Raw genomic sequence first — 11,204 nt, 5'->3', positions numbered from 1 at the left:
CCCGCGCGTGAAAGTCTGAATCTCTACAAATACTTGATTCTTAGCCTGACGTACCGGCGGTTTTTGACTCAGTAGTACTAATCCGCCCTACGCTCGCTGGTTATCAGGCGCGCTCCGACATCAATCGGATCATGGGCCTCTGGTTGCGATCATACTCAAAGTCAGAAACGACCGTTGGTGTGTCTCGAGCTCGCAACTCCAACTGAAAGCGCTGAACGTTGTTAAATACGTCGTCTGGCGCACTACTTCCTGCATTATAATCTAGACTAGTAGTCGGCATCAGCGAAGCTGATATCCGGGAAAAGCGCGTGAGCCCCGGATGTCGTTGACGCTCATCCGGGCTACGCAGCTCGCTTGAAACCGGACGCTGGTCACTGAGACGGTTATGGCGGGCTCAGTATAGGTGACCTGATCGTCGGCAAGAATGCCGACTTATGCAAGTGCGGATAGCCGCACGGACTTAGCGAGGCGAGTAAAATGCAGCGTCACCGTAATTTTATCTCGACCTGTTGACGCTCGGCCGGAGTGGCGTGCAGCAGGCGAGGAAACCGAGCCAGGGGCACGCTGAGCGTTCGACCATCGGTCAATTCGACCGACACGGTGTGTTCGTCAAAACGAACGCTGGTTGCCGAAACGGTCATGCCGAGCTCAGGAAGGAACCGCCCAATTGTGTTTGAGAATGGAACGTGCAGCAAGAGGGGCGCCGTCGCCCTTGACCGCGCGGGGGGAGACGAAGGCAGCAAGCAAAAAGCGGACGGCTCTACCGCCGTCACGATAAAGTGTGCTGGACTGCACCCCTTAAGGGGCGAAACGGCGGATGACGCTCCGCTAATCCGCCCCTGCGCGCTGTTTCGGCCACAACCGATCAAAGGGCCTCGCAACACGTGTTCTGGTGCCGTCGAGATCACGCGGAAGACAGTGACCGCGGCCCCAATGTCATGACCGGCTGCCCCACTCTCGACGCAATCCGTCGTTCATGGTCGTGGTGCTGAGGGCTTGGGGCGCTGTTCAGACTCGAGGAGAGTTCGAGTGAAGACATTCGTGATTTCAGCAGGCGCGATGCTCGCGCTGGTGACGATGGCCCATGCCGCCGATCTGCCGCGCCCGCAGCCGGTCTACGAGCAGCCCGCGTTCGGCAAGATGCCGATCGGCAAAGCTCCGATTGGCAAGTCTCCGGTTGGCAAGGCGCCGGTCGTCGTCCCCGCGCCGGGCTATCGCCGCGGCTACTGAGCCCGGTCAGCGCTTTCACCAGACGTCATCATCCCCGGGGGCGTGCTTGTCATGCGGCGTTTCGGCTGGGTCGCACTTTCGTTGTCAGCTTTGCTGCTGCCCTGCGTCGCGCAGGCCGCCTCCGCGCGGCCGGCAGTCGCCCGCATGGCTCATGAGGTCGCACGGACCGCGCCGGCCCGGCGCGTCTCCGAGGTTAAAGGGCCATACTATGTCGACTTCCGGGCGCGCACCGCCGCGAGCTGGGGCCACGCCTTCGTCTGGTATGGTAAGAGCAGCGAGAAGGCGGTCGACGTCGCCGGCCTGACCCCGGCCGGCGACGAGCTCGCCTACGTGCTCGGCTATTTCACCTTCGTGCCGTCCGAGACCGGTGCGAGCTATGGCGATCTCGATCCGGACTATGTGACCGCGAGCTACCGCGTCTACCTGAACGAAGCCGACGCCAAGCGCGTGTTCGCCTACATCAAGAAGCTGCAGGCGGACTCGCCGGTGTGGAACGCCGAAACGGCGAACTGCACCTCATTCATCGGCAGCATCGCCAGCTTCATGGGCCTGGACACCCCGGTCCGCTGGACCCGGCCCGAGGAATACGTCAACAAGCTGCGCGAGATGAACGGCGGCCGGCAGGTCGTGCGGCTGGCGGCGGAGCAGTAGGGCGGCGGGAAGAAAAGTGCGGTTTGTAGGGTGCGTTAGCGAAGCGTAACGCACCGATCGGGCGAAACGGCGGATTACGCTCCGCTAATCCGCCCTACGCGCTGAGGGTCGGCTATTCGGCGCAGGAGATTTTTACAGATTATCCGAGCCTTCCCGTGGAAGGAATCGACGCCGCGATCCGCTGGGCGGAGGTCACCTAAGGAGTCGGCTGGCGATCAGCGCAGACGACGAATGTTGATGATAGAGTGGGGCGCGTTAGCGAAGCGTAACGCGCCGCAAATGGCGCCATAGCGAAGTTGCGTGCTAGCTTCAGATCAAGAAAGCAACGGGGAGCGATTCGTGCCGATCTACGAGCTGGATAATAAGTCTATTGCGCCACTTACAGAAATTACATTCGCATCTAGAAACATACTTGAGCAGGATATTCAGGAAGCTCTGCGGTCGCATATACAGGCGATAGCGCCTGACACGTTAGTCCTGGCCGAGGAGTTTGGCGATTGGGCAGATTCGTTGCGCAGTATCGATCTCTTATGCTTGGACAAGGAAGCCAACCTAGTCGTGGTCGAGCTCAAACGTACTGAGGATGGCGGCCATATGGAGCTTCAGGCCATCCGGTATGCAGCCATGGTCAGCAACATGACGTTTGCAGACGCGGTAGCTGCGCATAGTAAGTTCCTTCAAAAACGTGGCTTGGATGGTACTCAGGCTGAAAATGCCATCCTGACCTTCTTGGGCTGGGATGAGCCTCGGGGGCAACAATTCGCCCAGGATGTACGTATTATCTTGGTTTCTGCGTCGTTTTCGAAAGAGATCACGACAACAGTATTGTGGCTTAACGAACGTGAATTGGACATTCGATGTGTGAGAGTTCGGCCATACGAGTTGAACGGGAAAATCTTGATTGACGTTCACCAGGTCTTACCGCTGCCCGAGGTTGCTGAATACCAGGTGCAACTCCGAAGGAAAGCCGCTGAGGAGCGCAAGAGTTCGACCGGAGGCCTAGACTGGACGCGGTATGACCTACGGATCGGCAGCCAGGAACACGCGAAGCTCTACAAAAGGGCGCTTTTCCTCGCTGCAGTTAAGGGGTTTGTTGAAAAGGGGATCTCTGTCCTCCAATTGCAGCAGGTGCTTCCATCAAGTAAGTTCTTGTCCGTTCCAGGGCAGGTCGGGGGGGGCAGAATTTAGGAAAATCGCCGCCGAGATGCGGACGCCGTCCGGAGCGGCTTACGACTTGAAAAGGTTCTACGCCGACGATGGAGACATCTTCTTTTCTGATGGAAAAACGTGGGCATTAAGTAATCAGTGGTCAATCGACTTCCTTCCGCAGTTGGACCAACTCATAGCGAAATACCCGGACGCAAAGATAAGTTACGTTGCAGCTGAACCGGCGGCATAGATTTTGTTCGAGGCTCGCATAATCGCAGATTACGTTTTGCTGGTCCGCCCACGGCTACGCCAGGAAATGGCTGATCTATGCAAATACTATTGTTGGTCGCGGCACGGCTTTGGCCGATAGCGGCGACGCAACTCAATGGTCTGTTTGCTAAAGAGAACAATCGAAGTGCGTACGGATCTTAAGCAATATATCTTTCAATGTCTCCCGGAACTGCGGCTTGATGATGCCCTTCTGGTCAAATAGCCCTTGCAGCTGTCTTTCCGGTTTGTCCCGAATATCGGCTGTGGGGAGTAAAGTGAGATTTGCGTCAGCAAACGTTGCTTTTGCGAGCTCAAATTCGTCCTCGCTCGTTCCATCGAAGATAGCTGCGTTTCGTATATCAAGATCACTCGCCATTGCTAGGAATGCGAGAATGTTTTTCGAGCCGCCAGCACCGTAGCCGAACAACTGAATTGGAGGCAAATGTTCGACCTCCATGAAGCGTGCAATCAGTCCAACGTCTTCTTGCCCTTCCAAGAATAGCACTTCGTCAGTAAAGAATATCTCTTTTGATACAGCGTCGAGTAATTGAGGCTTCTGCCAATCATCTTTCAGCTTACGTAGAAAGCTCAGCGTTCTATCAGTCAACCGATGGACATTTATGCCGTCTGCTCTCTGGTTGAGTCGATAGATTGTTGCCCCCGCGCGGAGATCATTCCAATTGATGAAGTGCGGACAGTGAGTGCAGATAACAATCTGGCGATCTTGCGCCTTACTTGAAAGATATCGTGCTAAACGTTTCTGAGCTTGGGGATGCAACGATAGCTCGGGCTCATCAATGACTACAAAGCTCTCTTCTGGATCATAGAGACCTAGCACAATGCGGAAGAGGCTCGCTACGCCATCTCCGAGTAAATTTGCAGCATGCGTAGTGCCATTGTAGGTTGAATACTCAAGATAAGTTGATCCATCGTAGTATTCAATTCGCCAGTTACTGAGCTGCGGGACTAATTCCTGAAGCTCTCGCTGGAATGCCACCTTTTCTTCTGGTGGGAGAGAGTTGAGGCGGGAAACAAGTCCTAGGTCTTCTTGCCGGGAGTAGGACGTCCGCTGCGTCCAATAGTCACCAGAGAGCATCAGGTGCCCTCCGGTGCGATGAGCCCACGGGCGCCGAGATGGAATGAAACGGAACGTATTAAAACTAGGATGTGCAGTGCCGGTTGCAACGAGGCGTGCGCCGAGCCCGGGGTTTGTAATCTCTCGATAGCCGTTGGCGGTGTCTCGAATCGAAATACGAAGCGGGTAATCGCGATGTCGTTCGCCTTTGTCGAGGAGGTCGCCGGGTGCGACAACTAGGCGAAGAGCTTCGACTATCGTGCTTTTGCCCGCATTATTTGGCCCGACGAGGATAGTTAGGCCACTTCCGGGAGTGCCTGTTGGCTTACCAAGGAAGATCGTCTGCTCTGCGAGTATCCCTCGGAAGAATTGAATTGATAGCTGCGAAAGATATTTCATTGAACCTGTCGTTCCCTGGTTCAAACTTCCGCGAGCTTCTAGGAAAAAGGCCGCTCTTCTTGAGCGACCTTTCAGTTTGGTGAGTGGTGCTAATGGTGGGAAACCCAAAGTTCCGAACTAGGTCATCCTGAAGTCACTGATCCATAAGGGTTTTCTAACTGTCCCAAATCGAGAGACCCAAAGTTGTGGTCTCCGGCGACCCAAAGATGTGAACTAGACGCCTCCGGAAAGCCCGAGGTGCGGAACCACGCGGTCGAAAAGCTCGCCGACGGACGCGGAAAAACACTGCGGTTCGGCGAACTCGCGTCGCCCCTTGCGGTCGGCGCAGGCGATGTCTGCTCGCGGGCACAACCGGAAGTAACCCACAGCGGGACTGTAAGGCGGCTTTTGACCCAAGCGGATGTCGCCCGTTTCGATAACACGCAACGCAGTCTTTACCATGAGGTCGTCGGCAAGCCGAAAAGATCAACATGGAGGTGCGGCGGGCTGCAAGGATGCATAAGTGATCAGCATGAGCAGAGGCATCCCAACAGGCAAAACCTATCTCGGGTTCGCCGCGCTATGGCACGCCATCTTTTTTGGCGTGTGGATCGTTTGTATTGCCTTTTTCGCGACTGGTAACATCGTCACCGCGACCGCTCTAATCCTGCTCTCCGCATATGGCTTCTTTCGGCATGCCAGGGCGATTGGCCGACGCGGAAAGCAGGGCATTCGTCGGCCCACGCCTGAGCTTCGTCGATGGTTGTCGATCACTTCAGCAAGCCGGGACGTAATCGACAGCAATTCTCGATAGTGCGGCGGACGACCGCTTGTGGCCCTAAGCCGACGTTCTCGATCGGCGAAGTTGAGGTGCATTTTTGACCGAAAGCCAACGTTCCACTGCTGAGCTGTTCATTGACGACTGTTCTAGCGCAGGTGGGGTTCTGCGGCTCCAAGCACCAGCGCCCATCCCACAGCCCACGCCACAACTTTCCACCACAATCGGATCATCTGACGATGAACCAACTGACCTGTCGAGTTGTATCGACTTGAATCGAAAAAACCACCGCCGTCAAAGAAGCGTTCGTTCTTGCTTGGATCGCGGTTGTTCATCAGGACAAGCTGGAAGTACCAAAATCGAGGCATCACGGCGACAATAGGCAGACCTTCGTCATCGTCGCGTGGACGAGGCGCGTGCCCGTGGACGACCCGGGGCGGTCCGGGCAGGGTGGTGAAGGCCAGCCGCTCCCTGGAAGAAGAGCCCAAGGTGTATCATCCACTAGACCGACCCGGGGCGAGGCGCTGATCTCCCGGCGCGTCGATATTGCACGGTCATCACGAAATATCCTCCACCGGCGCGGAGGTCCGATACCAGGCCACGCAGCGCCTCGGGAGGGGGCGGGTAGGCGAATCCTCTGCTAGGCGATAGACCGGGGCTGAGAGATTGAAATTGATCAGCAACCGCCTGCTTAATCGCAACCTCTCTTGTCGTCTGAGCAAACGAGTGACGCTCACAACCTCGGTATCGGAGAATCAATGACTAAAGCAATTGGCATGACGTTCGTAGAAGGAATACTGATCTACTACGCTGTCGTGAACGGCCGATCTTTCCCGGGACATGCAGGACCAGATGCTTTCAAATCCGCTCTTGCAGACGCCGGGGCGATTGAAAATGCAGAAATATTGAAGGATCTGCTATATCAAGAGTTTCTCGAGAACATCGAGAATCTAATAAAGGACGGCTCGTCTGTCGTGATCTCGACTAAGGCGAAAGTGAAGAAACGATATCTATACTTCGATAAACATGGCGTTCAAAAAGGTCAACCGTTTGCTTCGATAGATGAATTGGTCGAAGAATGTACGCCCAGCGATACGCCGCCGCTTAAGCGCTGATAGGAACGAGCATTTTGTATTTCTTGAGGGCCTATCCACGAACCTGGCCTCTGTGAAAGCCCAATGACGACCGGGTGATTCAGATTGAGCAATGCGCCGATGCCATGAGTTCGTTCAACTTCCGACATCTCGTCGAGCGTCGCCTTGATGGCTTGGAATTCTTCCAAGACTGCGTCACTCGGCGACGCGGAGAAAAAAGCGTCCCATCTGGCAACTCGCGCGCGCAATGATCTCACAGAACCGATTTCCATCGACGTGCGAAGGAATTTTAGGCGAACTTGCTCTGTGTTGGATTTCGTCATGAGCGTGAAGGCTCGTTCCATCAAAACATCATCAGAAGCGGGCGGACTCTGCATGAGGGTACTGGCAAATCGGCCCCTAGATGCCCTGGCTGCCTTCCACTCGGTCACAAGCACTTTTGCTTGGGCAGTCAGTGATCGCCCCGATGATTCGATTTCATCGGTTTGATCCGCAACCTGCTTGGCCGCTATCCTTGAAGTCATCCATACGCTCCCCGTCAACACCGATCGCCCCGACGGGAAGACCGACGCGCCCCATCATCAACAATGTAGAATCCGGAAGTCATTCGGCGCAATCCTCCCAACTGCGAAAGGCTATCGCCAGATGTCTACGTACCGGCGAGATCTTTGGCATCCTCATTCTTGGACGAACCGTAAGCGGTTTCAGATCGTCGATCTCATGTACGGCATTCGTTCGATACGCCGCGCGGCTGCATGGCGCGGATTCTGGTCCAGGATGAAGTCATGCGCGCCAGCAAGCTGCGCAGCGGCAATGACACTCTCCATTGGCATGCCGGAATCTGCCAGCGCAATGTTGTCGCGGATCGAGCGGTTGAACAGTACGTTCTCCTGCAGCACCACCCCGAGCTGCCGCCGCAGCCAGCTAACATCGACCATAGCGAGGTCGACGCCATCGATCATGATGCGGCCGGTCTCCGGCACATAGAGCCGCAGGCGCAGCGTGTCGAGAATCAACGCCGCGAAGTTCTCGCCTTCGAAAAGTCCGTCGAGAAACTTCTCGCTCTTTCCACGACGCCGAGCGACTGCCTTCGTCGGAAAATGATCCGGCTCCCAAATCTGGATAACCGTATCGAGCGCCGCAACTTGCTTGTCGACCTCTGCCAGACGCTCGAATAGCAACGGACGATCACTCCTTAAAGCATCCTGCTTGCGACGCAGTTCGCGAACCACATCCATCAAAACCCCCGATATCGATGGGGCTACTATGACAAGCAGTGAGATTTTCGTCTGGTGGCGTTTGCTACCTAATGCCGGACTATTGCGTGTCGAAAGCGACATTCGGGGAGTGTGTCGACCTCACCAAGAGCGTGCTCTGAGTTGGTCCCGGAAATCTGGACAGGACGAGAGGCTGTGGAAGAGCATCAAATACGAGGAGGTCTATCTGCGAGCCTACGAAACTGTCGGTGATGCCCGGAACTCGATCGGCCGGTATCTCGACTTTTACAATGGCCGCCGTCCGCATTCGAGCCTTGACGACCGCACCCCGGATCAAGCCTACTTCGATCTTCCTCCGCTCCGCGCGGCGGCCTAACCACGGCAGAGGCTCTACTTATCGACGCGGAAAACCTGTTCAGACAACCGGGACCACCTCATTTGACTCCCGAAGACCAAAGGTCAGGATTGCGTTGAAGTGCACCATTCACGTCAGCTCTCACATAGAAGAAGCTTAGGAAGTCATCCGGATCAAAGTGGGCCTCGATCCCAACCGTTCGAAGGGCCGATCGCACCTGCTTGTGATGAAGGCCAGCAGTATGCGATAGCTCACCCAACGAAACGTAGTTCTGGAGAAACGCATCCGCGCTCTCCCGGGACACGACCTGAACGTTTCTCCGCGCTTCTGGGCTGAACTCCTCCACGAGCTCAAGGTGACCCGAGGCAACGAATTTTCCCACGGAATCGCGCGCCATGCCGACAATGAACTTGGCCGCCTCAGGTTTGCTGAAGCCCGATTTCGAGCGACCGCGACGGATTGCGGCAATGATCTCGTCCGCATCGACTAGAAGAGCTCCGTATTCGCGTCGTCTGGCCAGCAGACCTTTCCAGATTTGGCCAGAGAACAGAAAGTCGATGATTTCGTTGAGTCCCGACACGGAAGCTTGCCGGGCCCTGAGAATGGACATCTGGCGCCCGGTTGGCTTCGCCACTGGCACGGTGCCGGAAAACAGGCGTTCGAGCGTATCGTCGACCGCGGCCTGGGTAAATCTGTGCTTTGCGTAGGCCTTCTCGTTGGAGGCCGTGACGGTCGGCAGGTGTCCGGCGTTGATCATGTAGAATAGATGATTGCGCGGAATGCCGGTCGTCTTCTGGACCTGTGTTGTGGTCAATGCAGTCTTGAGGGCCATCAGCATCTCTTCGACTTCGTCCGAATTGATGGTCACTCGATGATCCATGAGTTGGAGGGTCTGCTCGTCCCGGAGACGTTTCCTTTCGAACAGGCGTCGGATGGTAAGGCTGTGTGCGCCCGACACCTTGGACGCGGACCGGATTGTATGGACCACCTGCTTCTCCAGGGTCTCCCCGAGGACGTCGGTCCCGGCCTCGATCGGGACTTTTGCGATAGCGACACGTCGAAATACGGCTCTCGGCTTGGCGAAATCCGGATTGGTTTTCGTCTTGTTCAGAAGGCCGTAGGCGTGCCCGAAGGTATCCCGTAGTCCCCAGAAGCCGCGCGTCGTGGACTGGGCGTCGGCCAGGCGGACCAATAGTCGTTCGATCTCTTCCTCGCCTTGGTTGGCTATTCTGAATCCTTCGTCGGCTGCTGCCGCATGTTCCGATTCCGTCAGCGATCCCACGCGAACCTTGGGAGCGTGCAGAGCGGACAGCCCGAGCATCTCGCAGAAATCCACGGCCGCGTACAGCTGCATGTCATCCAGCCAGTTGCCCGAATTGCGCTTCCCTTCAAGACGGTCCGTCAGCCATCGCTGAAACGGGGATGGACGGGTTGGGATGGCGTCCGAAGCCAAGCCATCGAGCTCAGGAATGATGCGACCAATCCACTCCGTAAAGTCGAACGGCTCGTAGCGGCGTCGGACAGGGGTTTGGGGCATCAACAGGACGTTGTGCCGGTCGCAAGATCGGAAGTGCGTTACGATCCATTCGAGACGAAGCCAGGGGCGGGCCGCGATCGGACCTTCATATCTGAAGATGTCGTCTCGAACGCAATGCGGGCAGATGCAAAAGTAGGTCCGCCGAACCGAAAGGCGGTGGAGTGCTTCTGCCCCGATCGTGACGTAGTTTCCGTCCCCGACGGGAAACGGCGTAAACTGCGTGAGCTGTACCGGATCGAGATTGCCGAGCGCGGCAACGGCATCAAGGGCGCCTTGCCGGCTCTTATCGAGATCGTGGGCCGAGATGCACACTTCGCGCAAGAAGACGCGCATGGATCGGCCATTTAGTCCGGCCAATCGCGACGCGAAGCCGACCGCTGGCTCTCTCTGCTCAAGAGAATGGCGCCAACTGACCGCGCGCCGTATCATCGTCACTCCTCCTCGCTTTCAAATATAAAGGATCCCGGAGGGAGCGTTCGCCAGTCATCGGCGAGGAACGGGTTCATCTCGTCATGCCCTTGAGCGTTCGAATGAGCCAGATATGCGCTGGCGAAATGGTTCCGATGAAGAGATGATGCATTGTGTCGCACAGCGTCGTGGATCGTAGCGAGAACGACCTGCGTTGTTCGTCCATATCTGTAGTTGGCGGCATGGGCGACCCGGTCCGGAATGTCGGTTTTCAAGACGTCATCGCATTTGATATCAGCTGCGCTCGTCATGTCCTTGATGATCTTTAAGACGAGTTTCCGCTCGGACTCGTTCTCCATATCGATATCAGGCAACTCTTGAAAAAAGCCGCGACGTTCGAACTGCTCATCGAGACGGGCAAGATCGGTCGTTAGAGGTAGCCCGCTCATAATGAAACTAATCGGCCAGTCCTGATCGTTCATTGCGCCCTTCAACGCATTGGCCAGGTCTTTGCGATCCTTGTTCTGTCGTGTCTTCTTCAGCATGTTCTGCGTTTCGTCGATGTGGACGAGCATGATCTCGCGGTGGCCGAGCCGCTCCGGAAGGGACATCCATAATTGGCTAGGCCCAATTTTCTGAACTATCGGATACCCGGCCTTTTCCAGGATTTTTTCCCCGAGAGTGTTCAAGGTGCATGGGCCGGTCAACGAAACCGATACGATCGGACTGACCAGTCCGTATAGTCGTCGTTCCGGCTGCAGTACTGGGGTCTCTGCGATCAATTGCCTGACGATTGTCGACTTGCCCGCGCCGCTTTCTCCCGTGATGAAGAAAATGCGGCCATCGTCGCGGCGGGTTCCATTGTACGAGAGGATATGCTCCAGAAACAGGTCAAGCTTATTTCTCAATGCGGCGTCGCGACCACACGCAACGTATACCCCTTTTACCCGACGAAGAATCTCCACGGTACGGCGGCTGTTACTCGAGAGCTTAGCTAGCATCCTGGACTCGAAGTCGTCCGCCTTGGGTGGTTCAGGTAGCGCAGGGGGAGGGGCGCTCTTA

9 protein-coding genes and 3 pseudogenes are annotated in these 11,204 nt (G+C 56.2%); 6 read left to right on the top strand and 6 right to left on the bottom strand.

Annotated features, from left to right (window positions below):
- Positions 1-497: 497 nt before the first annotated feature.
- Positions 498-641: pseudogene (locus QXZ85_RS21630) on the bottom strand (DUF2442 domain-containing protein); the annotation flags it as partial.
- 388 nt (positions 642-1,029) lie between these two features.
- Here QXZ85_RS21630 and QXZ85_RS21625 point away from each other — a divergent pair.
- The 3 genes from QXZ85_RS21625 to QXZ85_RS21615 all read left to right on the top strand — a co-directional run bounded on the left by QXZ85_RS21625 (position 1,030) and on the right by QXZ85_RS21615 (position 3,069).
- Complete coding sequence (locus QXZ85_RS21625; RefSeq protein ID WP_315707218.1) at positions 1,030-1,230, top strand: hypothetical protein; 201 nt, start codon at positions 1,030-1,032, stop codon at positions 1,228-1,230.
- A gap of 51 nt (positions 1,231-1,281) precedes the next feature.
- On the top strand, positions 1,282-1,881 hold the full coding sequence (locus QXZ85_RS21620; RefSeq protein ID WP_316174817.1) for a hypothetical protein: 600 nt from the start codon (positions 1,282-1,284) through the stop codon (positions 1,879-1,881).
- A gap of 339 nt (positions 1,882-2,220) precedes the next feature.
- The gene (locus QXZ85_RS21615; RefSeq protein WP_316174815.1) at positions 2,221-3,069 is read left to right on the top strand and encodes a hypothetical protein; all 849 of its coding nucleotides are present in this window, start codon (positions 2,221-2,223) and stop codon (positions 3,067-3,069) included.
- 358 nt (positions 3,070-3,427) lie between these two features.
- Here the strand turns inward: QXZ85_RS21615 and QXZ85_RS21610 are convergent, their stop codons facing one another.
- A complete protein-coding gene (locus QXZ85_RS21610) occupies positions 3,428-4,774 on the bottom strand; it encodes an ATP-dependent nuclease (protein WP_315769741.1) in 1,347 nt (448 codons plus the stop codon).
- Positions 4,775-5,276: 502 nt separating this feature from the next.
- Between QXZ85_RS21610 and QXZ85_RS21605 the strand changes: the two genes are divergently transcribed.
- The gene (locus tag QXZ85_RS21605; RefSeq protein WP_315729495.1) at positions 5,277-5,567 is read left to right on the top strand and encodes a hypothetical protein; all 291 of its coding nucleotides are present in this window, start codon (positions 5,277-5,279) and stop codon (positions 5,565-5,567) included.
- A 113-nt stretch (positions 5,568-5,680) separates the two neighbouring features.
- Here QXZ85_RS21605 and QXZ85_RS21600 read toward each other — a convergent pair whose 3' ends face one another.
- Positions 5,681-6,019, bottom strand: a complete 339-nt coding sequence (locus QXZ85_RS21600; protein WP_315707222.1) for a hypothetical protein — start codon at positions 6,017-6,019, stop codon at positions 5,681-5,683.
- A 270-nt stretch (positions 6,020-6,289) separates the two neighbouring features.
- Between QXZ85_RS21600 and QXZ85_RS21595 the strand changes: the two genes are divergently transcribed.
- Positions 6,290-6,646 carry a hypothetical protein gene (locus QXZ85_RS21595; protein WP_315707223.1) on the top strand — a complete coding sequence of 119 codons (357 nt, stop codon included), beginning with the start codon at positions 6,290-6,292 and terminating at the stop codon, positions 6,644-6,646.
- Between the two features lie 752 nt (positions 6,647-7,398).
- On the opposite strand, the pseudogene QXZ85_RS21590 reads toward QXZ85_RS21595, so the two are convergent.
- Positions 7,399-7,626 (bottom strand): annotated as a pseudogene (locus tag QXZ85_RS21590) (type I secretion system permease/ATPase); the annotation flags it as partial.
- A 403-nt stretch (positions 7,627-8,029) separates the two neighbouring features.
- On the opposite strand from QXZ85_RS21590, the pseudogene QXZ85_RS21585 reads away from it, so the two are divergent.
- Positions 8,030-8,218: pseudogene (locus QXZ85_RS21585) on the top strand (integrase core domain-containing protein); the annotation flags it as partial.
- Positions 8,219-8,276: 58 nt separating this feature from the next.
- Here QXZ85_RS21585 and QXZ85_RS21580 read toward each other — a convergent pair.
- Both QXZ85_RS21580 and QXZ85_RS21575 read right to left on the bottom strand, forming a co-directional pair.
- Entirely contained in the window at positions 8,277-10,163 is a 1,887-nt protein-coding gene (locus tag QXZ85_RS21580) for a TniQ family protein (RefSeq protein ID WP_315707224.1), read from the bottom strand.
- Between the two features lie 2 nt (positions 10,164-10,165).
- Entirely contained in the window at positions 10,166-11,143 is a 978-nt protein-coding gene (locus QXZ85_RS21575) for an ATP-binding protein (protein WP_315707225.1), read from the bottom strand.
- Positions 11,144-11,204 lie beyond the last annotated feature (61 nt).

The organism is Bradyrhizobium sp. SZCCHNGR1005, assembly GCF_032489995.1.
Classification (GTDB): domain Bacteria; phylum Pseudomonadota; class Alphaproteobacteria; order Rhizobiales; family Xanthobacteraceae; genus Bradyrhizobium.
This window is presented reverse-complemented; position numbering and strand designations above follow the sequence as displayed.